This is a genomic window from Hyphococcus aureus (assembly GCF_042643165.1).
Lineage (GTDB): Bacteria > Pseudomonadota > Alphaproteobacteria > Caulobacterales > Parvularculaceae > Hyphococcus > Hyphococcus aureus.
The window spans coordinates 1-26147 of the sequence record NZ_JBHRSH010000004.1; the positions used below are offsets into that span (position 1 = coordinate 1).

Below are 26147 nucleotides of genomic sequence, written 5' to 3' on the forward strand. Positions count from 1 at the left end.
CCGCGCCGAAAGCCATCTTGCCAAAGCCCTTCATGCCGCCTTACGTTCAGGGCGTGGCGGCATGAACGCCGTCCGACAACCCGCCGAGTCTAACAAATGGCTCGGAGCACTTCGATGGGTCAGGCCAGTGATGCAGGGGCGTTTGCTGAAAGTTACGGGCAAGGTCCAGCGTGAAGGCCGCGTTATTCATGTGATTTCAGAACAGATCGACGATTTGTCTTATCTTTTCGACGAACTCGGCGATGCCGAAACTTCAATCGATATGACTTGGCGCTCTGCCGATGAAGTCAAAAAGCAGATCCCGGACAGCCGGCAAACTTCGCGTTTCAAGACAGGACCCACCGCCCCGCCAGCGGTGCATCCGCGCCAGCAGGCCAGGAAGTTATTTCAAAGTCGTGATTTCCATTAGTTTCCGTTTCCCTACCGCCAATGATCGCTCAAGTATTAGATTTCAGCCGTAACAAAGAATGGCCCACCGAGGAATAAAGTGATGTCGTCAAAATCCTCAAAGCGGACATTACGGACGTAGAAACACTATCTCGAAATATACTAATTTGGTCTCGCACGGTCCCTCCAGGACAGTCAACGGCACTTTACATGTGCAGCTTAACCTATTTGAGCGTGTTCGATTTGTAGAGACGGATCATACTTTTTAATTAGCCCAATAACATCATCCGGATTAACTCGGAAAAATTCCTTACGACGATTAATCAGGTTAACACGCTGCTCTTCAAGTTTTTCATGCAAGTGTCTTTCAAGGCTCGGCGCATCATCACTATAAACGAATGCGTGAACATCATAAAACTCTGGTACTGAAGCGTCTCCTAGCTCTCTCACACGGTCATTCGGATCGACTCTCCGCGTCATTCCAACTTTGCAAATCCCGTTGCCAAAGGACGTTTCATTGGAAATAACGTAGATGTAGCCTGCGCGCGTCAATTCCGCCATTGATAATGCCCGGACTTCCGCCTTTTTGAGTTCCTCTAACTTATTGCGCATACGCTCTATCAAAAGCGCCTTCTCGGTGTCAGCAGGATCAAGTTTTGCAAGCTCCTGCGCAACTAACGCCTCCATTACTTCGCGATCCCGGACCGCCTTTCTCGCGGCTCGCTCAATACGCTCTTCTTCCCGCTTTATTTCTATCAAACGCCGTCGTTCTTCACGTTCTTCTTCTTTAATCTGCTGACGCCTCATATTGATGTGATGATTCAAATCGAGTTCGAGAAGCTTCAGATCGAGATACTGGCGGCGAATTTGTGTTTTAATGAGATCACCATTATTGTTGATTTCGGTAAATGTCCGCTCGCAGCGCTCTTTCAAACGCTCGACATTATTCCAATCGACGACCGCATTGGCCATCTTGAATTCGTTATCGAGACAACGAAGGCGCAGCTTGATTTCACGGTTAAACAGTTTTCTTGCCGCCGCTTTACTGCCATTTACCGCAACATCGTTCCCCATCGAACAAACACAAGCTGTTTTGGCTTGGACCATTTTCTTGATGTCCTCTTTAACCTTCACAAGCGCAAGTTCTAATTCTTCAAGCGATTTAGCGCTGAAGCCTGTCTTGCTTAGTGACATATCCATTGTGCCAACGCTCAATTCGTATAATGAGAGCCTTCTCTCGTTTTCACGGAGAATTTGCAATTCCGAGTGATACTCATCCTGAAGTTTATGATATCGGCTCTCGGCTTCCTTAAGGGATTTTTCGGCATCCTGGATAGGTGCGGCGTCTTTGCACATTGCCATATGCGCTGACCTGACCTTGGCGAATTTCGTAACCACAAAGAATAATGCAGCGCATAAAGCCAAAATCACGAGATATGAGATTGCCAGCAAGAGCATCAGATCACCTCCGGAAATTTGGCAGATACGCTCGGCGCAGTGTCTCTGGCAGCCAAAATTGATAAGGTTTCCCGATACTCGCGCGCCTCAACCTCTATGTACCAATCGGACTGCGCACCCATTGCCTCAAGAACTTCTTGAACCTCTTGAGGAGACGCGCGGAAGAACTCTTTGCGGTAATTTTCCTTATTTACCCGCCGGTCATTGAAGTGCACATGCAGTTTCTTCTCGATAGCAGGAGCATCTTCGACGAATGCCAGCGTATGCACATCAAACCGGAAAGGTACGCTGGCATCCCCTAATTCGGTGACGCGATCCATCGGCTCCAGACGCCGTGTCATCCCGATTTTGACAACGCCCTCACCGAAGCTGCCAATATTCGATATGACATATATGAAACCGGCCCTTGTTCTCTGCGCCTCGGAAGTGGCTCTTTGTAGCTTCTCCTCAGACGCTGCTATTTGCTTTTCGAGCTTTGCGATTTCCTTATCAAGATCCCGATTCGCTAGTCCGGCCAGTTCAAGCGCTTGTCTTCTTGCAGCAGCGAGTTCGTTCTTGGTAAATTCGAGCTGATCTTCGACTTCCTCGATATCGATGTCCTCGCCATTCAATTTGTTCTGCTCGCGCAGCTTTTGTTGATACGCCTTCTTGCGTTCCTTTTCCTCTTCTCTCCTGGCCAACTCCTCAGCCCAAACTTGAAGCTCTTTCAATTTCAGATTAAAGTATTCTGCGGTAATCGTGCATCTCACCGTTTCAGATAGACGTTCTAATTGCTCACGCAATTTTATTAGCTTCTCTCGCGCAGTTGAGGTAGTCGAGGCTCGCATCTGTCGGCGTATCGTGTCGAATTCTGCATTAAAAGCCGATATCAGCAGTTCTTTATATGCTGTGACCATAGCGCGGCCATCTGATTTACTGCCAAACCACTCCCAATCTGAGTATGAATCAGCGGCGCCACCGCTTAGAATACAAGTGAGCTGTTGATCGCGGCATACTGAGATCGCGTTCTTGAGCTTTTCGCTATCATCATGCTTGAACACAGGCGGATATAATTTGGCGTTGACGTATCGCAGCTTTTCAGAAAAAGAAACGTTTTCTTCCTTGACCAGCTGAAGCACCGAGCACCCATTCTCGATCTTTTCTGTCAGGGCTGCAGTGTTTTTAATTGCTTTCGGCAGGCATTCTGGATCATCGAGCTTCTGAGCAAGCAGGTTCGTTTTTCTTCCCAGACTTTTTATAGCGAGAAACAGAAGGATAACTGCAGAAAGCAAAAATGTTATACTGACAACCAGTACGACTTGATGCGAATTCAAAACAAAATTCATCTTTGTGTACTCCCGATCGAAATAATCAATTTTGTTTTGCCAATTGCAAACGCCTAGCACCAAGTCACGCCTTCTGCTTGGCGCAGCAATGCGTACATTTCACCTATAGTATAGGCAAGTTGAGGCCGTTCCAATATTCCCAAGCCGGCTTTAGTTGTGTAATTGCCGCTATTGGACGGCAACGCGCCATTCAGGCTAAAGCTCGATACTCTCGGCAAGCGCCAATGCATCTTCGACCTCCACACCAAGATATCTAACCGTGCTATCAATCTTCGTGTGCCCCAAAAGTAGTTGGACAGCTCTCAGATTTCCGGTCTTCCTGTGAATCAATGTAGCTTTTGTCCGTCGCATTGAGTGCGTGGCGTAAGATGATCGAGGCAAGTCAATCGCTCCGACCCATCGTTCGACCAATCGCGCATATTGCCGAGTCGTCAAATGCCTTTTCCGATCTTTTCTGCTCGGAAACAGCCAATCGTGTGATTGTAATTTACTGAAGCTGCACCACGCCTCAATCGAGTTGCGCGTGCACTTTGTGACTTCGAATTGAACTGGGTTTCCTGTCTTGCTTTGAAGGATCTTTGCCCCCCTGCGGATTTCACCGCCGGTTCGCACATCTGAAACCCGAATTCGTAAAAGGTCGCATCCTCGCAACTTACTGTCGACTGCCAAGTTAAATAGCGCGAGGTCGCGCCTCCTATTGGCAAGCTCAAGTCGGACGCGAATTGCCCACACCTCTGGCGGTTTGAGCGGCGCTTTTTGCCCAACGAGTTTCCCTTTGTTCCACGGACTTTTATCAGATTCTGAGTTGGTAACTGGCATGTTTGGCTCCTATCTCCAGGGAGTCAAACGAATAGCAGATCAGAGAACTATCAATTCCAAATAATCCTCCTAGCGGACTTTCGATATGCAAATGTACTGGCCACAATGAAGAACCTAACGAGCAGAAATTCGAGTCCCTTCAGGTACGGTATTCCGGTTCGTGATCTCATTCCATGTCGGAGTCTAAGTTCACTCTATTACGCCAATCTGGTGGAACCCGAGACGCGCCATCGCCCCGGCCAGCGCAAACAGCCTTGGGTCGCCGGAGTATGTTTTGAGGGGCCGTGAGCGTAAACCAGCGCAGATCAAAACGCGGCTTAAGTGGCTAAATTACAACGGTTTTTCGCGTTAATTGGCGAAATTTTCGGGGAACAGAGGAGGCGCAAACGGAGCGCTCAAAAAGTCTTCAAAACCGATCAAGGGATTTTTACGCGTGAGAAGTCCATAGGGGTGTCATGCCGTTTTATAATTTCATCTACTAATAAGACTGCTTTCGACCATTTGGAAATGATTCTCGTTCAATTTTCCCCACATCTATATAGGATAGGGAATCTATACTAATTAGAATTTGCAGCAATATTCTGAGTTCTTATGGATGCGAATTGGGAAACTGCCTTCACCACCTGGTCACAACCACCCGGCGACTCAGAAAAGTCGCGCTGCGAAAACGCGATCAATGCGATAAAGTCAGCGGTTTCGGATTCATATGCGTTGCGCCATCGGTCGATAAAATCATTTGTTCAAGGCTCTTATCGAAATCGCGTTGATGCTAAGGCGCAAAGCGACGTTGACGTTGGCGTACTTTGTAACGACGTATTTCTTGAAGACTATCCCGCGGGAAAACACAGATCCGATTTTGGATTCGTTGCAGGCAGCTATACCTTTGCGGAATTCAAAAATGATCTTGGGAATGCATTAGTTTCAAAATTTGGGGCAGCGAGCGTAAATAGGGGCAACAAAGCCTTTAACGTCAAAAACACTCCCCTTGGTGTGGAGGCAGATGTCGTTCCCTTATTCGAATATCGCCACTATTGGGACATGGATAATTATCGCGCCGGCGTCGCATTAATAACCGACAATGGGCACCGAATTGTAAATTATCCTGAGCGCCTACTGGATCATTGGCCTTATACTCCCCTCCATTATGAAAATGGAGTTAGTAAAAACACAAATACCTCTCGGGCCTTTAAGGGCATGGTCCGCATACTAAAGCAACTACGCGCCACGATGGAAAAAGGTAACATTGTTTCTGCATCCAATGTGCCTGGATATCTCTTAGAATGTTTAGCTTATAATGTTCCTGACGCTGCCTACTACCCACCCTCATGGAATCAGCGAGTCGAAGCGGCGCTAAACTACATGTGGATTAATACTTGTATCGATACGGCTTGTAACGAATGGACCGAAGTAGATGCAATAAAGTATCTATTTCGCGTGGGCCAAAGCTGGAACCGCGAACAAGCTTTTGCTTTTGTATCTGATGCCCGCCATTATTTGGGAATACAATAAGGGGACCCCGCGTTGGTCGCAAGTTTACCCGCCGATCAGATATTCGAAAGCATTTTGCTGCGAAGTGAAAATGCGCCGGGAAATATATCTTCCGGAATCGTGATCTTTTTCGACGGATCAAATGAAATTCCCTTTGCGGAACCAATGCTGCGCGATCCAATGCCCGAAACAGGCTGGCTGTTCTCAGATGACTTTTCCAGACGTTTGGCCGAAGCAGTCGAATTGAACCCGTCAATTCATGATGGTGCAATGGTATTCAGGCTTAACGAACCTACTGAGTATCGTATGATTGGATGGTCATATCGATTATTCCCTCCCCCAACGAGTACGGTGCCAATCCCAAACCGCGGCTCCGCGTTCAATAGCAGTAGGATTATGTCGGCTGTTCCAGACGTCCGATTCGTCTATTTTTGGAGCTCCGGTGACGCTTGGCGATTTGAAAACGGGGTTGCCTCCAGGATAATGGGAAATGAATAAAGAACTCAGGGTCATCATTGTGGGGGTGACAGCGGCTACCTGGCTGGTCGCAGCGCTACTTTGGGGACTACCAACGACAATCCTTGGGGCCGCACGACCATTTCTAGCTGCCATAACTGCCGCCAGCGTTGTATTGTGGGTTTACGAAACACAAATCTGGCATTGGCCAATTTTTCGCAGGTGGCTGACAAAAATACCCGATCTACGGGGGGTCTGGAGAGTCGAAATTCAATCGACTTGGATTGACCCCGATACCGGAAATCCAATTGGACCGATCGAAGGTTTTGCGCAAGTTGATCAAACCGCAACGAACTTTTGTATGCGGACATTTACCGAAGAATCACGCTCCAAAACTGTTGCGTACGCATTTTCGTTTGATCAGGAAGTGTTTAAGTTAGCTATTGTTTACGAAAATCAACCCCACATTAGCCTAAGGGAAAAGCGGAGCGCTTACCATCAGGGAAGCGCTGCTTTTCATGTGAGGGGGTATAAGCCAGTATCGTTCTCAGGGGAGTATTGGACCGAGCGAAAGAGCATCGGGACTTTTTCCGTATCTAGCCGGAAAAAGGGGGAAATTGACTCCTTTGAGGCTGGGCGCGAGCTTTTCGCCAAACCATAAGCATCGTTCCCGTGAAATGGCCTGAATTAGTGCACCCGAAGTATTTTACTAAGAAGACAAACTTTACAATCCGCAACTAGGTCCTGCGTAAAACTTAGCTCTATTAGAAATAGGAATTGCTATAGCCTGTTTAGCGGAGGGGAGTATTATTGACAGATTCAAACTTTCGGGTTGCGAAGTACTTAACTCAATGTCCGCTTCTGCGCGCATTGCTGACGTAAACCGGTATGCGAACTTGTCTGATGAGGCAAAAAAAAGCAATTGGCGGCGCTTTCCTTTGAAAGCAACCGAGCCAAATGCCGTTCGCACCTCATCCAGAATGTCAGGATCTTGGAGCTACGCAGCGGACGAAGCCCTCATCAAGTAATGAAATCGTCCAGAAATCTGTCAATCTGATCTGCGACCCGCTGTTTCAAGCTTCGGTATTCCGCCCAAGAGTAGTGTTTTCGCGCCACATCTGACTTTTGACCGTGGTTGTGCCATATGTCGATTTCGCGTTCTTCAACGTATTCTTTGTCGAGAAGATGAGTTTTCATTGTGCGTCTAATATCGCGCAACTGGAATGGCTCCATTTCGAGATGCTTTATAATTCGGCTAACCGCTCGACCGGTAGTAGTAATTGGCATTGCCTCATCTTTCCGCGATCGATTGGGAAAGAAATAAGTTTGCGCGGTTTCGTTTGCGCTATTTAACTCGGCCTCAAGTTCGATTGATGCCAACTTCGTAAATGGTAGAGAATGCTCCCGTCCGTTTTTCGTCTCTGGAAGGGTCAGCCAACCGTTCTCACACCAACTTGACTGAATGCCAACGATTTCACTTATCCGAAGACCGCCCATGGAAATAACAGTTCGAATTGCTTTGGCGACTTTAGGTTCTGACACTTCCGAGATGTGGCTCCACACAAGCTTTAGCTCGTCCGAAGTCAAAACTCGTTGTCGGGGTTTTGATTTGGCGCCCCCGGGCGTCGACGAAACTGGATTGGATGTGACTCCGTAAGATTTACGGCCTTGTGGCGATGTATAGTCGTATTCGGCTTTGATGGCCCATTCGAACACAGCGTGGAGATAGGCGCGACAGTGGCGCGAATGGGAAGGCGCTCTTTCATATATGCTTCGAAGCCAGTCCGCGACAATTGCTGTATTGACGTCGGCGACCAAGCCTTCCCTACCCAGTCGTTCTTGAAGAAACACGCAGAAACTTGAAGGGCTTTCGCACAAGGCCCTTCGATATTCTTTGTGAGATGACTGGCCCTTCGCTTGCATTTGATCAGTGTAATCTTCGCAAAGGCTCAACATTGTCGGTGATTTCGTCGAGGAGTACCGCTGAAGCTTTCGTTGAAACTCGCCAATAGTGTCTGTCGAAAGGACCTCATCAGCTCGATCGCGAGCGGCAGCCAACGGCACGACCGGATAGTCGCCCAAGGGAACACGAGACTGCTTGCCGGAGATGCGCGTAAATACCGACCACTTTTTTGATCGAGGCGTCACCCGCAGCCGAAGGCCTCTCACAATCGCATCAGCGAATTCTTCGCGGCCTGCCCCAACCTTCACCGTGCTCAGCCAACGGTCTGTCATCCGTATCGTCTTCATCGCTCGCTCCCATTTCAGTTTGGGCTGCAGCATTTGAACTGTGACCCAAAATGTGACCCAATTCGGCCTGAGCACGAAGAAACGATATTCCCCAATTTCTATAAGCAGTTGATCTTGTTGAAGATTTTGGTGAGCCCTGATGGGTTCGAACCATCGACCTACTGATTAAAAGTCAGTTGCTCTACCGGCTGAGCTAAGGGCCCACAAAACGGCGTCGGGTCACGCGATAGTCTGCTGTTGCGATACCCGGCAAAGAAAAGCCGCCCACGGGGTCCCGTGAGGCGGCGACCGCCTGAGAGGCGCGGAACATAGTTGCGGCCCCCGGCCTGGTCAACCGATTCGACGCGGGAATTTTCGCCGATTTTCACACAATTGTTTCGCCGGTCTCGGCCCGGAATTGGGCGACGAAATCGCTGAAGCCGCCCGCTGCAATCGCGGCGCGCATTCCCGCCATAAGCTCCTGATAATAATGGAGATTGTGCCAGGTCAGGAGCATCGGCCCGAGATATTCCCCAGCGCGGAAGAGATGATGGAGATAGGCTTTGGAATAGTCGCGGCTCGCCGGACAGGCGCTCGACGGGTCAAGCGGCTCGGGATCGTCAGAGAATTGGGCGTTCTTGATGTTGATGGCGCCGGCCCTGGTCCAGGCCTGACCGTGGCGGCCCGAGCGCGTCGGCGCGACGCAATCGAACATATCGACGCCCCGGGCGACGGCACCGACAATATCCGCAGGCTTGCCCACGCCCATGAGATAGCGCGGCTTGGCCCCGTCCATATGAGGCGTCGTGAATTCAAGAACGCGGAACATTTCCTCGCGCCCCTCGCCTACCGCGAGCCCGCCAATGGAATAGCCCGGGAAACCGATCTCCATCAGCTTGTCTAGGCTTTCGCGCCGGAGATCTTCGTAATTGGCGCCCTGCACGATGCCGAACAGCGCCTGTCCCGGTTGCGACTTTTCCTCGAAGGCGCGTTTCGAGCGTTCCGCCCAGCGCACCGAGAGCAGCATCGACTCCCGCGCCTTGTCATGTTCGATGGGGATCGCCGGGCATTCATCGAGCTGCATCTGGATGTCGGAGCCGAGAAGACACTGGATCTCGATAGAGCGTTCCGGGGTCAGCATATGTTTCGAACCGTCAATATGCGACTGGAACGACACACCCTCCTCCGTCAGCTTACGGAGCTTTGACAGCGACATCACCTGAAACCCGCCGCTATCGGTCAGGATCGGATGCGGCCAGTTCATGAATTTGTGCAGACCCCCAAGCGAGGCGACGCGCTCCGCCGTGGGGCGGAGCATCAGATGATAGGTGTTGCCGAGCACAATATCGGCGCCGGTGGCGCGCACATGGTCGACCAGCATCGCCTTTACCGTGCCGGCTGTCCCCACAGGCATGAAGGCGGGCGTGCGGATTTCCCCGCGCGGCGTCGAGATAACGCCGGTGCGCGCAGGCCCGTCGATTGCGTTCAGCGCGAATGAGAATTCAGCACTCATAACGCGCGCTCCAGCAAACAGGCGTCGCCATAGGAATAAAACCGGTATTTCTTCTCAATCGCATGGGCGTAGGCCGCCTTCATCGCATCCGTTCCGGCGAAGGCGGAAACCAGCATGAACAAGGTCGAGCGCGGCAGGTGGAAATTGGTCATCAACATGTCGACGGCTTTAAACCGATAGCCCGGCGTAATAAAGATGTCGGTCTCGGCGGCGAAGGGATTGACGGTTCCGTCTTCCGCCGCCGCGCTTTCAAGCAGGCGCAAGGATGTGGTGCCGACGGCGATGATCCGCCCGCCCGCCGCACGCGCCGCATTGATCTGCCCCGCCTGTTCTTCGGTGATTTCGCCCCATTCCGAATGCATCTTGTGGTCGGCGGTGTCGTCCACGCTGACAGGAAGGAACGTTCCCGCCCCCACATGCAGCGTGATCGTCATCTGGTGGACGCCCTTTTCTTTCAGCGCCTCAATCAGCCTAGGCGTGAAATGCAGCCCCGCCGTGGGCGCCGCGACAGAGCCCGCCTCTTCGGCAAACATGGTCTGATAATGCGCCTTGTCTGTTTCATCGGCCGGGCGCTTGCGGGCAATATATGGGGGCAGCGGCATGACGCCCGCCTTGTCGAGCGCAGCGAAAAAGTTCTCGCCTTGCGTGTCGAATTCCAATTCTGCTTCGGCGCCGTCGCGCGCGCGCACTTGCGCCATCAAGGCGCCGCCAAAATGAATGACATCGCCCGCGCGAACACGCTTTGCCGGCCGCACAAAAGCGCGCCAGCGGTTATCCCCTAGATCCTTGTGCAGGGTCGCTTCGATGGAAACCGGCTCGCCGCCGCCCTGACTTTTGTCCCGGGCCGGACGCTCGCCAAAGAGCTGCGCCGGGATGACTTTGGTGTCATTGGCGACGAGGAGATCGCCGGACCGCAATAGCGACGGCAGATCGCTAACCGTCCTGTCTTCAAGCGCTTCGCCGCTTACATGGAGAAGCCGCGCAGCATCCCGCGGAGAAGCGGGCGCAAGCGCAATCCGCTCCGGCGGGAGGTCAAAATCGAAAAGGTCTACACGCATGAAACGGCTTTCGTCTTATGCGAGACGTGAAGCACATTCCGCAGCGATTTCAAAGGAGCGCCGCCGCGCCGTATGATCGTAAATCTGCCCGGAAATCATCAGTTCATCGGGCTTGTGGCGGTCGATAAAGGCCTTCATTTCCCACGTAACCGTTTCCGGCCCGCCGATGAAAGAACAAGACAACACCTCCCGCAGCATTCCCTGCGCCCTCGGCTCAAGACTTTCGAGATAGCCCTCCTGAGGCGGGGGCAGTTTTCCGGGGCGGCCGGTGCGCAGATTGACAAACGCCTGTTGCAGGGAGGTGGCGAGCAGCTGCGCCGCTTCATCCGTTTCCGCCGCGACGACATTCGCCGCCAACATCAGATAGGGTTTCGATAATTGTTCTGACGGCTGAAACCTGTCGCGATATAGGTGAATAGCGTTTTCAAGCTCCGCCGGCGCAAAATGTGATGCGAAAGCGTAAGGCAGCCCCAGATGTCCCGCGAGCTGCGCGCCGTACAGGCTCGATCCCAAAATCCATAAAGGCACATTGGTTCCGGCTCCCGGCACGGCTTGCAGATAACCTTCCTGCGGATCCCCTAGAAAAGCCTGCAGCTCAATCACGTCGTGGGGAAAACGGTCTTCACCCTGTTCGCGCATGGGCCGGCGCAGGGCGCGGATCGACGCCATGTCGCCGCCGGGCGCGCGACCGAGGCCGAGGTCGATGCGGCCCGGATAAAGTTCTGCGAGCGTGCCGAATTGTTCAGCAATCAACAGAGGCGCGTGATTGGGCAACATGACGCCGCCGGCGCCGACGCGGATGGTTTTGGTTCCCTCCGCCACATAGCCAATGACGACTGACGTCGCCGCGCTGGCGACGCCCGGGATGTTGTGATGTTCGGCGAGCCAATAGCGCTTGAAGCCAAGGCTTTCCGAAAGCTGCGCCAGATCGCGCGCATTGAGAAGCGCATCGCGCGCGCCGCCGCCTTCAATAATCGGGCATAGGTCGAGAACTGAAATCGGGATCATGGGAAAATTGTACGCCTTAGAGTCGCGCCGCGCCAAGACGCCTGAAACAGCCTAGATTGAATAGGTGTCGTAGTAGAAATTCTGGTCCATCGTCTCCGATGGCCGCGAATCGGCGCATTGGCCCACCGGTTTCGCCGGAACGCCCGCGACAGTGCAATGGGGCTCGACGGTCTTCAACACGACGCTGCCGGCGGCGACTTTCGCGCCTTCGCCTACTTCGATATTGCCAAGCACTTTGGCGCCGACGCTGATCAGCGCGCCACGACGGATTTTCGGATGGCGGTCGCCTTCATCCTTGCCGGTGCCGCCAAGCGTCACATTCTGAAGGATCGACACATCGTCATCGACTTGCGCGGTTTCGCCGATGACGATGCCTGTCGCATGGTCGATGAACACGCCCTTGCCGAATTTCACCGCAGGATGAATATCCACCGCGAACAGTTCCGACATACGGCTTTGCAGGTAAAGCGCCAGCGCCTGACGATCATGGCGCCAGAGCCAATTCGCGACCCGCTGCGCCTGCAAAGACAGGTAGCCTTTGAAATAAAGGAAAGGCTGCATGTATTCGTGACACGCGGGATCGCGGTCAAACACCGCGCGCAAATCCACCAGCGCCGATTCAACAATATTCGGCTCGCCCTCATAAGCCTCAGCGCAGACTTCTCGCCAAAGCATCGCGTTCATTTCCGGATCGGAAAGTTTCTGCGCAAGACGATAGGAAAGCGCGACTTCAAAACTGGAATGATTGAGAATGGTCGCGTGCAGAAAGCTCGCCAACACAGGCTCAGCCGCCGCCGCCGACGCCGCCTCGACGCGCATCTTCGCCCAGGTCTGGTCCTTGCTCAGCGCAACGACATTTGTATTTGCGGATGCTGCGCTTGCCGACGATTTCGCCATGGGTCTATCCTCTCCGGCGGGGAGTTTCCTACTTTCGCTCGCCGCCCGCAAGCAGCGCAGCGGAGATAGGCTCAGGCAGCGCCCCGCGCAAGGCCTTGGCGTGCGCCGTTAATGTCATCACGATTGTGAGACTGTCTGAAATTTCGCCCGAGATCACCATTTCTAAAAGGTCTTTGAAGAAAATCTTCTTTACGGTTAACGCCTCCGACGGCTCAGGCGACGCGGCCCCTTGCGATAACTCCCAGGCGATAAAACACACGGCCCGCTCATCAGTGACGGAGTTGGAAATATCGAACTCGCAAAGCGGCGCCCACTGTTTTGCTGTCAGCCCCGTTTCCTCAACAAGCTCGCGTTGCGCAGCGACGAGCGGATCTACGCCGAGCGTACCGCCGCCTTCCGGCAACTCCCAGCTATATTTGTCATGGGGGAAGCGATGCTGGCCCACCAGCGGAACCATGCCGTTTTCGTCGACTGGCAACACGCCAATCGCAAGGTTTTTGAAATGGACGACGCCATATTCACCCGGCGTACCGGCGGGGTGAATGACCTTGTGATCGGTGATCGCAATCCATGGATTTTCAAAAACATCTCGCGACCCTGTCACGCGCCACGGGCCAACTTTTTTCTCTGAACTCATTCCGCTGACATATCCGACGCTATCGCGCGAACCGGAATGCTCAGCGCACAGACATCCACATGATCCGGCCGGAAGTAAAAGAACTCCTCCGGCCGGTTGCGGCGCGCCTCCACATAGTCGGCGAAGGTCGGCGTATCGGAACGCATGATTTCAAGCGCGGGCTGTTCATCTTCCGGCAGGTCGGCGGCGACGCGTATGGAGATAATTTCTTCTCCCCTATCGTCGTCCTCGCTTTCCGGCGGCGCGACGCGGCGAAGCCTTTGCACATGCTCCATGCCTTCGACTACATTGCCGAAAACCGTGAGATTGCGGTCAAGATAACGCTGCGGCTGGATGGCGATGTAAAACTCCGTCCCGCCCGTGTCTTTCTCATTGCCGCGCGCCATAGCCATGGCGCCGGTGCAATGTAGTTTCCAGACACGATCCCCTCCGACGCCGACCGCCTCCGAGTCGATGAAACCGACTTGCGGCGCATATCCGTCCACATCCTTGATGGGGGTGAACTTCATCGCATCCGTAAGGGATTCATCAAACATCGCGGCGAGCGACTTTTCAGCGGTTTTGATCTCGCGCGTTTCAAAAACGTCGCCGCCCTGGGCCACAAAGCCGTCAATCACGCGATAAAAAGAAAGCCCATCATAAAAACCTTCGCGGGCAAGCGCTTTCAGTTGCGCCGTATGGGAGGCGGCGAGCTTTTCCGATAGCGCCACGACAACGCGCCCGCGCTCCAGTTCAATCACCAGCAGGTTTTCTGGGTCAAGCGTGCGCCAGTCTTCCGGCGCCGATTCCGCAACGATCTGGCCGGGGCCGCGTTTTTGGGCATTCATTTTGACAGCCGTAGACGCTTCCTTTTCTTCAATAGGATTCTCAGAAGATGATTTCCCCGCTCCGTCAGGGCTACAACTTACACCAAAGATTATGGCCCAAAAAGCGGTTACTATTCTGTGTCTCATACTTTCCTCGGTTAGACCATCCCTATTCGCTCACCACTCTTGGTCGGAATCGCGCAATTGTTCCGTCTACATAAAGAACAGAAAACTCAACATCTTTTGTCTCTGGTGAGACTGGTAGCAATTTCAGCTCAGCTATCTTTTCCTGAGCTTCTACAAAACCTTTCTTGGCCTGTGCATCATTATACTGATTAATAGCATTGCTTCGTTGCGCATCAAAAATTGGCCGAAAATCTTCGTAGTCTGGCCCTTCTCGAAAGGCGCAATGAAACGAGGGCTGATCAACTTCCATTAACTCCAAAACGCCCAACATCTTCTCACCAGACATCAATCTCCAAGCCCATTCCTGTTCAGCCTGAGGCGGAATCTTGAAAACTTTACTATCCGGATATGGCAGAGAAACCTGCGGGCTTTTGAATTTTGGCGTAAACCACGCTTTGTCATCAGAAACGGACAAGACGTGCGCCCTCAGAATTGTCTCTCCCGAAATCTTGTCGCGTAAGGTGGAGCGCAGCATGACGAGCTTCTGAAACAGAGATTCATCACGTTTGAAACCATCTTTTTTCGACACAAACCAACTACCCTGCTTTCGAAAGCTCGGAGGTGACGAACACAACTGACGGGTTTCCTCGACATACCGCTCAAAATCATTGGCAAATTGCGCAAAGGAGTCGTTCGGCCAAAACCAACAGAAAAACTCGTGGCCATTGATTCTCGCTAATGTGACTTCACCGATATTTATATAATTGATTTCAAGTCGCCACGCTCCACAGGATGGCTTTTCTCTCCCGCGATATATTTCTTCAAGATATTCATCAAACGGACTCACGTTAACATTATCCGCGCCCGCGATAAGGCGCGACCCCTGTGTCCGGCAGCCATACGCCTTTCGGCGGCTCGCCGGTCTGATAAAAAACATCGATGGGAATGCCGCCGCGCGGATACCAGTAGCCGGCGATGCGCAGCCATTTCGGTTTCGCCGCCGCGATCAGGCGTTTGGCGATATAGACCGTGCAATCCTCATGAAAGGCGCCGTGATTGCGGAAGGAGGTCAGAAATAATTTGAACGACTTCGATTCGACAATCAGCTTCGCCGGCACATAGTCGATCACGAGATGGGCGAAATCCGGCTGGCCCGTCACCGGACAAAGCGAGGTGAATTCCGGCGCGGTGAAGCGCGCCACATAAGTCTCGCCGGCTTGCGGGTTCGGCGCCGTCTCAAGCACCGCCGTTTCCGGATCGGCGGGCGCCGCCGTCTCCCGGCCAAGCTGGGTCAGCGCAACAGCTTTCCCCTTCACTTTCGCCTTCGCGGTCTTGCCGCGGTCGAGGCTCTCCATATTGGCGAGGGTCGCCGCCTTGCGTGAGGCGGAGGCGGGCTTTCTGGAAGCGGTTTTCTGGGCCATGTGCAGTATCCTTTTCCCCTTGATACCGGCGCCCGCTGGCGCCCGCAAAGCCCCTCATCCTTCACCCAGCGAAGACGCAGGCTCAGAGACCGAAAATCAGCGGAATCCGGCGGCCAATTTCATGCCCGACGGCCATGGACAAGCCCGCCCGCTCTGGCTATAAGCCGCGCTCCGCGGGCCGGGTTTTGCCTGCCGGCGGTCCCATGGCGAGGCCTCCGCGCCCCGCACGCCCGGGTAGCTCAGTTGGTAGAGCAGCGGATTGAAAATCCGCGTGTCGGTGGTTCAAATCCGCCCCCGGGCACCATTTCCTGAACCACCTCCAATTAAGAACAAGACCTTAGCCGAAAAAAATTTTCCCACTTTTTCGGCGAATTGGAAAAAGTGGAACATTTTTGTTTCGAGTTTGCCTGGACGAAAGGCGTTTGCGTCTGCGAGACGCTGGGTCAACCTCTGCGCGGTAATCCGCTTTCACCTCTTTTCCCGCTGCAACCCTGTCAAAATGAGACCGTATGGCAGTCGCGCATCAGAGTCTGCTCCGCAAGACGGTGATGCAAAGAGGCAAAAGAGGTGAATGCGCATCATGTAATAAGGCCGCCCGCAACGCTGCGGGCGGCCGCAAGACCAAACTCTTCGGGAAGGAAAGGCCTAGAAATCGTAGCTTAACTCAACAAACCAGTTGCGCGGGCGCGCATAGATATTCTCCGCATATCCGGTGGATGTCGACAAAGAAGCGTTGCCGGCCACTGGATAGAGTTCATCGGTTGCGTTCTGGAGACCGACAGTCAGGGCCCAGCCCTGCTCCGGCGCAGCCAGTTTGACCGATGTGTTGAGCACCGTCACCGTGTCGTTCTGCGCGACTTCAACCGTATTCGCCGCATCGAAAAACTGCGAGGTGGTAATCGCCAGATTTACACGCGGCGTCAGCTCCAAGCTCGAGGTCGGATGAAACGTATAAGCAGCGCCAATATGGCCGCTCCAGGACGGGGTGAATGGCAACGAGTTGCCCGGTCCGACCGTCGCTGTTGTGAGCGGCACCGCAATGATGTCCTTGAACTCGTCCCGCAGATATCCGACGCTGCCTTCAACGATGAAGTCGCGATTAGGCGCATAGGTGAATTCCGCCTCGAAACCGGAGATCGTGGCCGTGCCTGCGTTAAAGAGAAGCGGCACGATGCCCAGGCGGTAAATTAGCTGGATATCGTCATATTTGGTGCGGAAGCCCGACGCGTTAAGGCGGAACACGCCGCCGAAATCGGACTTGAAGCCGATTTCGTAAGTGTTGGCCGTTTCCTCGTCGAACGAGATCGGCAAGTTGTTCGGAATTCCCGTTGAAAGATCGACGGTCGCCGCATTGTAGCGTTCGTTGAATCCGCCGCTTTTGAATCCTTGCGACCAGCTGAAATAGGTCAGGAAATTATCATTCCAGCGATATTGCAGCGAAGCAGACCCGATTACTGACGAGAAATCTTCAGTGAACTCGTCAGGGAAAATAAACAGCGAACCGCCCTGTGTCGTCACCATGGTCGGCAGCGAAGTCGGCATGAAATCAATCGGCTCAATACCGGCGTTATAAATTGTCGCCTGCATGGACTTTTCTTCGTCCGTATAGCGAATGCCGCCGCTAACGCCTAGCTGTTCAGTCAGATCCCATGTCCACTCCGTGAAAAAAGCGAAGCTCTTGGTCCCAAGGTCAACCAGCTGCACGTCGAGGAGACCCGGCGCGCCGGCGAGAATCGGCGGGGCCGGCGGCGAGAAAAGAACGCGCGTAAAGTCGTCGGTGCTTTCGTCAAAGTAGTAGCCGCCGATGACGCCGCTGACCGAGTCGAGGTCGACCAGCGCCTGTACTTCCTGGCTGAATTGCTTGCTTTCGCTTTCGAGGTTGGTGGTCAGGATGTTGAAGGGCGTGTTGTCCGCATCGCGAAGCCCCTTCCATTCGAGGCGCCGATAGGAAGAGATCGACTTCAGGGTCAGAACATCGTTCACTTCCCACGCTGCATGACCGGAAACGCCCCAGCTTTCGAGCGTACTGGTGACGGGCGCATTGCCGCCATTGGTGAATTCACCGAGATTGTAGAAATCGTTGGCGCAGCGTGGGTCATCAATATTCGGCACCGGCAATGGCGGTGGGAAGACAGCCCCCGGACACCCCGCGCCGACGCTGACGGCGATCGGAAAGACCTGCGCCTCGTTGATGTCGGTAAAGACGAAGGGCGAGCCGTTCTCGTCTTCATGCGCATAATCCGCCTTGATCGTCAGCGAAAAAGCGTCTGTCGGCTCCCAACGGACTTTGGCGTTGAGGTTGTAGGTATCATCATCGCCAAGATCGAGACCATCGAACACACGGGTGACATAGCCATCGCGCTTTTTCAGCCCGCCGGAAACACGCGCCGCCAATGTATCGGAGAGCGGCAAGTCGAGAGCGCCGAACACCTGGATCAGATCGTCCGTGCCCGTGCGCGCCTTGAGCTCGCCGCCAAACTCATCGCCGGGATCTTTAGTCGTGAGCAGAACAGCGCCGCCGATGGTGTTGCGCCCAAAGAGCGTGCCTTGCGGCCCGCGCAACACCTGCACATTGGCGATGTCACGGAATTCCATGGCGCCGCCGACTGCCCGGCCCAGATACACATCGTCCATATAGATGCCAACGCCGGGATCGACCGCCGCGGTTGCATCGGTCTGGCCGATGCCGCGGATAAAGACCTGCGCCGCCGAGTTGTTGCCTGTCAGCGGACCATAGCTGGTGAACTGAAGGTTCGGCGTAATCATATCGAGGTCTTCTGTGCCCTCGATCTGCTGGCGCTCCAGGGCTTCCTCGCTGAATGCCGAAATCGACACTGGCGTATCCTGGAGATTTTCCTCACGGCGACGAGCCGTAACAGTGATGCTGTCGACATTCGACGCTGCCGTTGCCGTTGTCTCGCCCTCCTGGGCGCTGGCGCCCTGCGGCAGAAACGCTGACGCGGCGAGCGCCGAGACTGTGAAAAGAAATGATGATTTTTTGGACACGCTTTGACTCTCCTGATTTTCGTCTTTTCCAAACGAAACGATGATCGCTCCTCGTTCGCTGACCGATCCGCGCAACCCGGTGCCGGCAAGCATCGCGGAAAGCGCCTCCTCCAGCGTCAATTCAGCATGCAAGGCATTAGCCTCGAGTGACTTGACGCGGTCGTAGGGAAACAAGATGGGAGCGCCCGCCTGTTCAGCGAGCATGTTCAGCGCAGCGGCGGCGTTGGTTTCTTCAATGTCGAAGCGGTGGACAGTCTCTTCCACGCGCGCATCCTCACGCGCCGCCGCTTTCGGCGGTTCCCCCGCCGAAGCAACCACAACGACCAGTGCTGCAACGCTGCTTTGTCTGATACCCCTCAAGTGCGTTTCCTGCCTTGATCCGATCTCGCTGTCTTTTGCAACGATTGCCGGACCCATTATGTTAGAGCGCTTCGCTAAAATTATCCGCCACAGGCCTGACGGATTTTTTTGTTTTTTTGCGCTTATTCCGCCGCCGCCAAAATTACCTCTTCTTCCCCATTCCATTCATGTTCGACACCAAATGACTGCCGGAGAATGTCCAGCATGGTGTTAACGTCGCCCGTTTGAAAATACCCGCCAATTCTGAGGTCTTGAAGCGCCGGGTCATCAATAACGATAGTGACCATGGTGTATCGGCTGATCTCGTCAACGACTTCCGACAATGGCTCGCCGTCAAAACGCAAATATCCGTTGCGCCATGAAAGCTTGCGGTCAATTTCTTCGCTATCAAGGCTTTCGACAGACTCCACGCGCTCGTCAAAGGAGGCCTGATGCCCCACCTCAAGGGTCGCCAGCGGATAAGGCGAGGGTTCCGCGTCGGCGCGGCGTTTCAGATTTGAAAGCACGACCCGGCCGGAGGTGACCGTCACATCCACGACATTTTCGCGTTTTCGCACTGCGAAGGAGGTGCCCACTGCACGCACGGCGCCGTCGCCGGCATAAACCACAAAAGGCCGCTTGGCGTTGTGCGCCACATCGAACCAGGCCTCGCCCTCGAGCAGGCGGACCGATCTCTCCTCGTCCGAATAATCAACCTCCAGGGAGCTACCGGTGTTGAGACGCACGATGGTGCCATCCTCAAGGCGCATTTCTTTTTGCTCACCGATTGCGGCCGAATATACGACTTTTTGCGATGAGGCGGAAAAGCCGAACGGATCGACTGCGACAACGAAGACACTGAACACGAGCAGAAACAGGGACGCGGCGGCGACGAAGGAAGTGCGCGCCGGATAAAGCCAGGCCAAGGCCGATGCGATGCCCACCGGCCGGGGACTTTGCGTCTCAGCTTCGGCGAAGGCTTTTTCAAGACGCGCCTCAATGACCGCGTCCAGTCCGGACCACACCCTCGCCATGCGGGCCAGCGTCTCACGATGTTCCGGGCTGCGGTTCAGCCACTCGCGAAACGCCGCCATATCCGCCGGGGACAAGTCGCCGCCGTCCAGTTGCGCGAGCCAGGATGCGGCAACCGCGTCAACCGTCTGTCTGTCCACGATTTTGATAACTGAAGACATTTCCTTACTCATTCATGGGTTTTTGCGCCGGCATGGTTTTTTGCACCGGCGCTGCTTGCGAACAGCCGTCTGTTTCATTGCCGTCGCGAAATTCGCTGAGGCGATGGTCCTGAAGGCAGCGGGCCATAGCGCGGGCCAGATATTTTTCCGTGGTGCTGATCGATATGCCCATGGCGGCGGATATCTCCTTATGAGAAAAACCGAACACCTTGCGCAGAACAAACACCCGGCGGCATTGCGGCGACAATTCGGCGACAACATCGCTCAGCGTTTCGAAATAGCGCCGGGACTCTAACGCCTCGTCGAGCGGCGCAATATCGGCGGCGGGCTCATCCCCCTTTTCAATCGCCTCATCAATCGACTCCGCGACACGGGCCGCCTGTCTTTTCAGTTCCCGGTACGCAGTGCGTCGCGCCACCGCATAAAGATAAAACTTCGGCGAGCGGATGCTCTCCGCACTCTCCAGACGATGCACGCTGACAAAGGTGTCCTGCAGAATGTCTTCGACATCTTCAGGCCGGATCGTCAGACGTGCAATGTAACGGCGCAGGCTCTCGCGATAGCGCAGAAATGCGCTGGCGAGCGTCCCATGCTCTGACGGCGGATTTTCGTCTTTGTTTTGCACGTCGTTTCAGTCTTCAGCCCAAGGCACCGCCCCGGCATCCCCGCCGGCTAGCGCACCACTTATAGAGTAAGAGCCGATTTCGATGAAAATCCGCCTAGCGCTGGCCGAATTTTGTTGCGCCGCACCATGGCGGCGCCAACTAGCGCCACAAACAATTCAGCAAAAACAACCCTATAACGGCAATCCAACGTAATTTTCAGCAATCGACCGGTGGGAGGCTTCGGAGCTGGCGATATACTCGAGTTCGTCCACCTGAACCCGGCGGTCGAACGGACCGTCATCGGAGAAACGGTGCATCAGCATGGTGAGTTGCCAGGAAACGCGTTCCGATTTCCAGACCCGCGCCAGCGCCTGTTCCGAATAGGCGGCCACCGCGTCCTTGTCGTTATTCTCGAACCAGAAGATTAATGCGCGCGAGAGGTAGCGGACATCCGACGCAGCAAGATTAAGCCCCTTCGCGCCGGTGGGCGGCACGATATGTGCGGAGTCTCCGGCGAGGAAAAGCGATCCCTGGCGCATGGGCTCAAACACATAGGAGCGAAGCGGCGCTATCGATTTTTTAAGAGCCGGGCCCCGGGCCACATTTTTCGCCGCTTCCGGCGGCAGACGGCGGCAAAGTTCATCCCACAATTTTTCATCCGGCCAGTCCTCGACTCTCTCGGGCAGCGGGGCCTGAATGTAGTAGCGGCTCCGTGTCGGCGACCGCATGGATGCAAGTGCAAAACCGCGCTCGTGATTGCAGGGCGGCACGTCTGCGAGAATGCCCAGCCAGCCAAGGGGTAGACCTTTTCAAAAGGCTGACCGATCGCATTGGGAACGGCCTTGCGCGAGGGGCCGTGAAAACCGTCGCACCCCGCGATAAAGCGCGCATTTATGCGGTGTTCCGCGTTGTCCTTTTTATAGGTGACATAGGGCGCGTTGCTCTTCACCTCATGAAGCGCCACATCCGCCGCTTCCCAAATGATCTCAAGACCGCGCGACGGCGCTGCATCGATAAGATCCTTGGTTACTTCCGTCTGGCCGTAAACCATTACATGATTGCTGGTTAGCCCTTTAACATCGATGCGGATCAGACGCTCTCCGTCGGCGAGGTTAAAACCGTCATGAGCAAGACCTTCCGTATGCATATGGTCGGCAATGTCGAGGTCTTCGAGAATGTCGGCGGTGACCGTTTCAAGCACCCCGACGCTACAGGCTCAACGGCCGCCGCGGCAGCGCCTGATCAGGTTTATGTGGAGGCATTCTCCTTCGCGGCCATCTCGCGCAGGACGGTTTTCAGCACTTTCCCGGCGCCGTTGCGCGGCAGGGCGTCGACGCGCGTGTAATGTTTCGGAAGTTTGTAGCGGGCGAGATGTCGCTCCAACTCTGCCGTGATGACGCTCTCTTCTGTCGTCGCGTTTTCATGCGCCACCCAGAAAAGATGACCAACCTCGCCCCATTTTTCGTCAGGCACGCCTACGGCCGCCGCTTCCTTGACGCCCGCGAGACCGGCAGCGACCGCTTCGATCTCTGCAGGGTACACATTCTCGCCGCCGGAAATGAACATGTCTTTGCGACGGTCGACGAGCCAATAAAATCCCTCTTCATTCATCCGCGCGATATCGCCGGTCCGGAACCAGCCGTCATCGGTGAACGCGTCTTGCGTTTCTTTTTCCCGCCGCCAATAGCCTTGCGTGATGTTGTCGCCCTTGAGAAGAAGCTCGCCAGGCTCTCCTGCAGGAGCGTCGGCACCCATCGCATCGACAATGCGCGCTTTGACGCGCGGCGTCGCAACGCCGACCGATCCCGCATGACGCTCGATCAGCTCCGGATCGAGCGGCATGCCGAAAACGGTGCCGGCCTCACTCATGCCGAACCCGTCGACGACGGGAATTCCATCAGCCAGCCATGCGCGAATGTTCGCCGCCGGATGCGGGGCGCCGCCGGTAAAGAGCGCCGTCAACCCCTTCAGCTTTTGCGGATAGTAGGCGGGATCGGACCGCAGCACCGACGCCATTTGTGGCACGCCGAAATAATGCGTGACCTTTAGCGCCGGATCGCCAAGACGCTCAAGCGTGCGGCCGGGAACGAAACCGTCGGAGATCAGCAGCGTCCCCCCGCGCATCATCGGAGGCCGCACATTCGTGACAAGCCCGATGATATGAAACATCGGGGAATCACAAAGGAAAACGCTGTCCTCGCCGACCGCACCCAGAATAGAAAAGTTGATGGCGGTTTCGGCGAGATTGCGCTCGCTGAGGAGCGCTCCCTTCGGCTTTCCCGAGGTGCCGGAGGTGTAAAGAATGAGCGTTGGCTTTTCGCGTTCGATGGCCCTGCCGTAATGGGGCCTCGCCCCTTCGATCTCGTCGCGGAAGCCGCCGATAGAAACGCCCCCGAAAGCAGCGTTCTCAAGGCCGTCGCCTTCGACGAGCAGCGCCGGCGCCGCATCCTCGATCAGGCGTTCGAGTTCGTGCACGGCGAGCCGCCAGTTAAGCGGAACGTAAATCGCCCCGAGCCGCGCGCAGGCAAGATGAAGCATCACAAGTTCGGCGCAATTCTTCGCCAGGGCCGCGACGCGTTCGCCCGCCGTCACATCTCGGGCGACGAGCGCGCCGGCGCAGCGCGCTACGGCAAGATCGAACTCCGCATAGGTCCAGCGGCGGTCCGATGTCAGGTCCGAAACAGCGAGCGCGCCGGGACGCAAGCGCGCCTGCATGCCAATATCGTCAACGGGCCGAGGCATGAGCCTTCACTCACCTTTTTTGTTTGCAGGGATCATCAGAGCCGAGACCGGGGCTTGACGGTCGACCGCCGCTTCTTCGGCGCGCTCAATCACCACGGTGTCTCCATCATTTGGTTTCAATCGAGATTAGATCGGAAAGTGCCCGGATTCTGTTTCGATCGTGACCCAGCGCAATTCTGTGAAACTGTCGATGCCCGCCTTGCCGCCAAAACGGCCATAGCCAGAGGCGCCGACGCCGCCGAAGGGCATCTGTGCTTCGTCATGAACAGTCGGTCCATTGACATGGCAAATGCCGGAGTGAATTTTGCGCGCTACTTTAAGGCCTCGGGCTGCATCGCGGGTGAAAACAGCGGCCGAAAGGCCGTATTCTGAATCATTGGCGAGCCGAATGGCGTCCGCCTCGTCTTTTGCACGGATGACGCCAACAACTGGTCCGAAGCTTTCATCGCGATAAATATTCATTTCGGCAGTCACGCCGTCGACAACGGTCGCCGGCATCAGGACGCTTTCCGCCACGCCGCCCGTCAGAATGCGCGCGCCTTTGGAACTGGCGTCCTCAATAAGGGCATTTACATTATTGACCGTTTTCTGATCCACGACGGCGCCAAGAGGCGTCTTGCCTTCGCGGGGGTCGCCGGTCGCCAGCGACTTCGCTTTCTGCGCAAATTTCTTGACGAATTCGTCCGCCACCGCATCGACAACGATGATCCGCTCCGTCGACATGCATATCTGGCCCTGGTTCATGAAAGCGCCAAAGGCGGCCGCTTTTACGGCCTCATCGAGATCGGCGTCTTCGAGCACGATCAGCGGCGCCTTGCCGCCAAGCTCCAGGAGCACCGGCTTTAAATGCTCGGCGGCGCGTTTGGCGATGATCTTGCCGACCGCGGTCGAGCCGGTGAAGTTGATGCGTTTGACGGCCGGATGATCGATCAACGCACCAACGACCTCAGCCGCGTCTTCCGGCGCGTTGGTGACAGAGTTGACCACCCCTTCCGGGAAACCGGCTTCCGCAAACGCCTCAATGATGAGTTCATGGGTGCGCGGACAGCTTTCGGAGGCCTTCAGGATGACGCTGTTGCCGCAGGCGAGCGGCACGGCGATCGCGCGCACGCCAAGAATAATCGGCGCATTCCACGGCGCGATGCCGAGAATGACGCCAACCGGCTCTTTCAACGCCATGGCGAGACAACCCGGCTTGTCGGAAGGAATGACTTCACCGCTGATCTGCGTCGTGATCGCCGCAGCCTCGCGCACCATGGAGGCGGCGAGCATCAGATTGAAGCGCGCCCAACCTTCGGTCGCGCCGATTTCGCCCATCATCGCCTGAACGAAATCATCGGCTTTTGCTTCCAGCGCCGCCGCCGCCTTCATCAACACGGCCCGCCGCGCATTCGGGCCCATGGCGGCCCAATCGGGGAAAGCCGCCGCCGCGCGTTCCGCCACGGCGGGAATATCGCCGGCCTTCATGGCGGCGGCCGTGCTTGCCGTTTCGCCGGTAAGCGGGTTTTTGCGTTGAAATTCCATGGCTTCCTCCCTTCGGGTGTTATTGCTATTGTTCATAGCATTCTTGATTGCGATGAACAATAATTTTAGCCTGTCGGAATGAGCGAAATCCGCGAACGGGCTCTCCTCGAGCCACTGGAAAAATTTCTCGGCTATCAGCTTCGGCGCGTTTCAGCGGCGTGCATGGCGCATCTGGCCAACGCCCTGACGGCGCAGAACCTCTCCCCCACCCTGGGCACAGTGCTCTTGATGATCAAAGCGAACCCCGGCGCAACGCAAGCCCGGATCGGCCGGTCGCTCGCGATGCAACGAGCAAACATTGCGCCGCTGATCGCACGTCTTGAACATGACGGCCTCATCGTCCGCAAGGTTTGCGACGGGCGATCGTTCGGTCTCGCCTGCACGCCGAAAGGCGAAGCCTTAGGCAAACGCGTCCGGCAGATCATAACCGATCATGAGGCCGAACTCTTTAGAGCCTTGACCGAGGACGAACAAAAACAACTGCTTGACCTTCTGATCAAGATGCGCGGCAGCGTCGCTGCGGCGAGCTAAAACCTGAAAAGCGAAATCGAATGCCGCCGCCGGTCTTAAGTGGAAACGCTTGGCGGTGTGAAGGCGAGCCCTTCCGCTTCCAATTGCGCCGTCATCCGATCCTCGCGCTCCATCGCGCGCTGTACCGATGGGCGCTCTTCCATGCGCCGCGCATGATCGCGAAATCTGGGATAGTCGTTCACCGGAAACTCCGCGCCCTCAACGCGCCAGAAAACCCAGTAGAGATAGGCGTCCATGGCGCTCCATGTCTCGCCATACCACCACGGACGATCTGCGAGACGGTCTTCGACAAGCTGGAAATATTCGCGCATTGCGTCGCATCCCATTTTTTTTACGGCGGACGCGTTCTCTGGACCCGCAAAAAATTGCGGCATTCTAATCCTTGTCACGAGCGGATGGAGTGTCGCGGAGCAGAAGCACAGATCCGCTGTGATTTCCGCGTCTTCGGCCAATGGCCTGACCCATCGAAGTGCTCCGAGCCATTTGTTAGACTCGGCGGGTTGTCGGACGGCGTTCATGCCGCCACGCCCTGAACGTAAGGCGGCATGAAGGGCTTTGGCAAGATGGCTTTCGGCGCGG

Annotated in this window: 22 protein-coding genes, 2 tRNA genes and 1 pseudogene; 5 read left to right on the forward strand and 20 right to left on the reverse strand. The window is 55.3% G+C overall.

Features of this window, described 5'->3' with window-relative positions; genetic code table 11:
* Positions 1-409, forward strand: a 409-nt coding sequence (locus ACFOOP_RS19755; protein ID WP_379882920.1) for a hypothetical protein, incomplete at its 5' end; no start/stop codon positions are given.
* A gap of 197 nt (positions 410-606) precedes the next feature.
* Here the strand turns inward: ACFOOP_RS19755 and ACFOOP_RS19760 are convergent.
* The 3 genes from ACFOOP_RS19760 to ACFOOP_RS19775 all read right to left on the reverse strand — a co-directional run bounded on the left by ACFOOP_RS19760 (position 607) and on the right by ACFOOP_RS19775 (position 3989).
* Complete coding sequence (locus ACFOOP_RS19760) at positions 607-1845, reverse strand: SNIPE associated domain-containing protein (protein ID WP_379882921.1); 1239 nt, start codon at positions 1843-1845, stop codon at positions 607-609.
* Complete coding sequence (locus ACFOOP_RS19765; RefSeq protein WP_491062257.1) at positions 1845-3170, reverse strand: GIY-YIG nuclease family protein; 1326 nt, start codon at positions 3168-3170, stop codon at positions 1845-1847. Before ACFOOP_RS19765 ends, ACFOOP_RS19760 begins: the two co-directional genes overlap by 1 nt.
* A 195-nt stretch (positions 3171-3365) precedes the next feature.
* Complete coding sequence (locus tag ACFOOP_RS19775) at positions 3366-3989, reverse strand: tyrosine-type recombinase/integrase (RefSeq protein ID WP_379882922.1); 624 nt, start codon at positions 3987-3989, stop codon at positions 3366-3368.
* A 591-nt stretch (positions 3990-4580) separates the two neighbouring features.
* Here ACFOOP_RS19775 and ACFOOP_RS19780 point away from each other — a divergent pair.
* Both ACFOOP_RS19780 and ACFOOP_RS19785 read left to right on the forward strand, forming a co-directional pair.
* Complete coding sequence (locus ACFOOP_RS19780) at positions 4581-5498, forward strand: nucleotidyltransferase domain-containing protein (RefSeq protein WP_379882923.1); 918 nt, start codon at positions 4581-4583, stop codon at positions 5496-5498.
* A 469-nt stretch (positions 5499-5967) separates the two neighbouring features.
* On the forward strand, positions 5968-6594 hold the full coding sequence (locus tag ACFOOP_RS19785) for a Cap15 family cyclic dinucleotide receptor domain-containing protein (RefSeq protein ID WP_379882924.1): 627 nt from the start codon (positions 5968-5970) through the stop codon (positions 6592-6594).
* A gap of 359 nt (positions 6595-6953) precedes the next feature.
* Here ACFOOP_RS19785 and ACFOOP_RS19790 read toward each other — a convergent pair whose 3' ends face one another.
* The 10 genes from ACFOOP_RS19790 to queF all read right to left on the reverse strand — a co-directional run bounded on the left by ACFOOP_RS19790 (position 6954) and on the right by queF (position 15562).
* The gene (locus ACFOOP_RS19790) at positions 6954-8183 is read right to left on the reverse strand and encodes a tyrosine-type recombinase/integrase (RefSeq protein WP_379882925.1); all 1230 of its coding nucleotides are present in this window, start codon (positions 8181-8183) and stop codon (positions 6954-6956) included.
* Positions 8184-8310: 127 nt separating this feature from the next.
* Positions 8311-8386 (reverse strand) — tRNA-Lys (locus ACFOOP_RS19795).
* A gap of 161 nt (positions 8387-8547) precedes the next feature.
* Positions 8548-9675, reverse strand: coding sequence for a tRNA guanosine(34) transglycosylase Tgt (gene tgt / locus ACFOOP_RS19800; protein WP_379882926.1), 1128 nt, complete (start codon positions 9673-9675; stop codon positions 8548-8550).
* Positions 9672-10733, reverse strand: a complete 1062-nt coding sequence (gene queA, locus ACFOOP_RS19805; protein ID WP_379882927.1) for a tRNA preQ1(34) S-adenosylmethionine ribosyltransferase-isomerase QueA — start codon at positions 10731-10733, stop codon at positions 9672-9674. Before queA ends, tgt begins: the two co-directional genes overlap by 4 nt.
* Positions 10734-10748: 15 nt before the next feature.
* Positions 10749-11741, reverse strand: coding sequence for an LLM class flavin-dependent oxidoreductase (locus ACFOOP_RS19810; protein WP_379882928.1), 993 nt, complete (start codon positions 11739-11741; stop codon positions 10749-10751).
* 51 nt (positions 11742-11792) lie between these two features.
* The gene (cysE, locus tag ACFOOP_RS19815; RefSeq protein ID WP_379882929.1) at positions 11793-12638 is read right to left on the reverse strand and encodes a serine O-acetyltransferase; all 846 of its coding nucleotides are present in this window, start codon (positions 12636-12638) and stop codon (positions 11793-11795) included.
* Between the two features lie 28 nt (positions 12639-12666).
* Entirely contained in the window at positions 12667-13275 is a 609-nt protein-coding gene (locus ACFOOP_RS19820; RefSeq protein ID WP_379882930.1) for an NUDIX domain-containing protein, read from the reverse strand.
* Entirely contained in the window at positions 13272-14102 is an 831-nt protein-coding gene (locus tag ACFOOP_RS19825; protein WP_379882931.1) for a peptidylprolyl isomerase, read from the reverse strand. The genes ACFOOP_RS19820 and ACFOOP_RS19825 overlap by 4 nt, the downstream gene beginning before the upstream one ends.
* A gap of 148 nt (positions 14103-14250) precedes the next feature.
* Entirely contained in the window at positions 14251-15054 is an 804-nt protein-coding gene (locus ACFOOP_RS19830; RefSeq protein WP_379882932.1) for a hypothetical protein, read from the reverse strand.
* A 7-nt stretch (positions 15055-15061) separates the two neighbouring features.
* Positions 15062-15562 (reverse strand): preQ(1) synthase, encoded by a 501-nt coding sequence (gene queF, locus ACFOOP_RS19835; protein WP_379882941.1) that lies wholly within the window; start codon positions 15560-15562, stop codon positions 15062-15064.
* Between the two features lie 294 nt (positions 15563-15856).
* Between queF and ACFOOP_RS19840 the strand changes: the two genes are divergently transcribed.
* Positions 15857-15932: transfer RNA gene (locus ACFOOP_RS19840), tRNA-Phe, on the forward strand.
* 341 nt (positions 15933-16273) lie between these two features.
* Here ACFOOP_RS19840 and ACFOOP_RS19845 read toward each other — a convergent pair.
* The 6 genes and pseudogenes from ACFOOP_RS19845 to ACFOOP_RS19870 form a co-directional block, all read right to left on the reverse strand.
* Positions 16274-18994, reverse strand: a complete 2721-nt coding sequence (locus ACFOOP_RS19845) for a TonB-dependent receptor (protein WP_379882933.1) — start codon at positions 18992-18994, stop codon at positions 16274-16276.
* Between the two features lie 122 nt (positions 18995-19116).
* Complete coding sequence (locus tag ACFOOP_RS19850) at positions 19117-20166, reverse strand: FecR family protein (RefSeq protein WP_379882934.1); 1050 nt, start codon at positions 20164-20166, stop codon at positions 19117-19119.
* Between the two features lie 4 nt (positions 20167-20170).
* Positions 20171-20791, reverse strand: coding sequence for an RNA polymerase sigma factor (locus tag ACFOOP_RS19855; RefSeq protein ID WP_379882935.1), 621 nt, complete (start codon positions 20789-20791; stop codon positions 20171-20173).
* 171 nt (positions 20792-20962) lie between these two features.
* Positions 20963-21975 (reverse strand): annotated as a pseudogene (locus ACFOOP_RS19860) (4-hydroxybenzoate 3-monooxygenase); the annotation flags it as partial.
* Positions 21976-22019: 44 nt separating this feature from the next.
* Positions 22020-23513: an AMP-binding protein gene (locus ACFOOP_RS19865; RefSeq protein WP_379882936.1), complete on the reverse strand. Its 1494-nt coding sequence runs from the start codon at positions 23511-23513 to the stop codon at positions 22020-22022.
* A 126-nt stretch (positions 23514-23639) separates the two neighbouring features.
* Positions 23640-25037 carry an aldehyde dehydrogenase gene (locus ACFOOP_RS19870; protein ID WP_379882937.1) on the reverse strand — a complete coding sequence of 466 codons (1398 nt, stop codon included), beginning with the start codon at positions 25035-25037 and terminating at the stop codon, positions 23640-23642.
* A gap of 78 nt (positions 25038-25115) precedes the next feature.
* Between ACFOOP_RS19870 and ACFOOP_RS19875 the strand changes: the two genes are divergently transcribed.
* A complete protein-coding gene (locus ACFOOP_RS19875) occupies positions 25116-25568 on the forward strand; it encodes a MarR family winged helix-turn-helix transcriptional regulator (protein ID WP_379882938.1) in 453 nt (150 codons plus the stop codon).
* A 35-nt stretch (positions 25569-25603) separates the two neighbouring features.
* Here ACFOOP_RS19875 and ACFOOP_RS19880 read toward each other — a convergent pair whose 3' ends face one another.
* Positions 25604-26086 carry a glutathione S-transferase C-terminal domain-containing protein gene (locus tag ACFOOP_RS19880; protein ID WP_379882942.1) on the reverse strand — a complete coding sequence of 161 codons (483 nt, stop codon included), beginning with the start codon at positions 26084-26086 and terminating at the stop codon, positions 25604-25606.
* Positions 26087-26147: the final 61 nt, after the last annotated feature.

Excerpts from the sequence above, each read along its gene's own strand:
- ACFOOP_RS19760 (WP_379882921.1), bottom strand. The coding sequence starts at position 1,845 with ATGCTCTTGCTGGCAATCTCATATCTCGTGATTTTGGCTTTATGCGCT.
- ACFOOP_RS19765 (WP_491062257.1), bottom strand. The coding sequence starts at position 3,170 with ATGAATTTTGTTTTGAATTCGCATCAAGTCGTACTGGTTGTCAGTATA.
- ACFOOP_RS19775 (WP_379882922.1), bottom strand. The coding sequence starts at position 3,989 with ATGCCAGTTACCAACTCAGAATCTGATAAAAGTCCGTGGAACAAAGGG.
- ACFOOP_RS19780 (WP_379882923.1), top strand. The coding sequence starts at position 4,581 with ATGGATGCGAATTGGGAAACTGCCTTCACCACCTGGTCACAACCACCC.
- ACFOOP_RS19785 (WP_379882924.1), top strand. The coding sequence starts at position 5,968 with ATGAATAAAGAACTCAGGGTCATCATTGTGGGGGTGACAGCGGCTACC.
- ACFOOP_RS19790 (WP_379882925.1), bottom strand. The coding sequence starts at position 8,183 with ATGAAGACGATACGGATGACAGACCGTTGGCTGAGCACGGTGAAGGTT.
- tgt (WP_379882926.1), bottom strand. The coding sequence starts at position 9,675 with ATGAGTGCTGAATTCTCATTCGCGCTGAACGCAATCGACGGGCCTGCG.
- queA (WP_379882927.1), bottom strand. The coding sequence starts at position 10,733 with ATGCGTGTAGACCTTTTCGATTTTGACCTCCCGCCGGAGCGGATTGCG.
- ACFOOP_RS19810 (WP_379882928.1), bottom strand. The coding sequence starts at position 11,741 with ATGATCCCGATTTCAGTTCTCGACCTATGCCCGATTATTGAAGGCGGC.
- cysE (WP_379882929.1), bottom strand. The coding sequence starts at position 12,638 with ATGGCGAAATCGTCGGCAAGCGCAGCATCCGCAAATACAAATGTCGTT.
- ACFOOP_RS19820 (WP_379882930.1), bottom strand. The coding sequence starts at position 13,275 with ATGAGTTCAGAGAAAAAAGTTGGCCCGTGGCGCGTGACAGGGTCGCGA.
- ACFOOP_RS19825 (WP_379882931.1), bottom strand. The coding sequence starts at position 14,102 with ATGAATGCCCAAAAACGCGGCCCCGGCCAGATCGTTGCGGAATCGGCG.
- queF (WP_379882941.1), bottom strand. The coding sequence starts at position 15,562 with ATGGAGAGCCTCGACCGCGGCAAGACCGCGAAGGCGAAAGTGAAGGGG.
- ACFOOP_RS19850 (WP_379882934.1), bottom strand. The coding sequence starts at position 20,166 with ATGTCTTCAGTTATCAAAATCGTGGACAGACAGACGGTTGACGCGGTT.
- ACFOOP_RS19865 (WP_379882936.1), bottom strand. The coding sequence starts at position 23,513 with ATGCCTCGGCCCGTTGACGATATTGGCATGCAGGCGCGCTTGCGTCCC.
- ACFOOP_RS19870 (WP_379882937.1), bottom strand. The coding sequence starts at position 25,037 with ATGGAATTTCAACGCAAAAACCCGCTTACCGGCGAAACGGCAAGCACG.
- ACFOOP_RS19875 (WP_379882938.1), top strand. The coding sequence starts at position 25,116 with ATGAGCGAAATCCGCGAACGGGCTCTCCTCGAGCCACTGGAAAAATTT.
- ACFOOP_RS19880 (WP_379882942.1), bottom strand. The coding sequence starts at position 26,086 with ATGAACGCCGTCCGACAACCCGCCGAGTCTAACAAATGGCTCGGAGCA.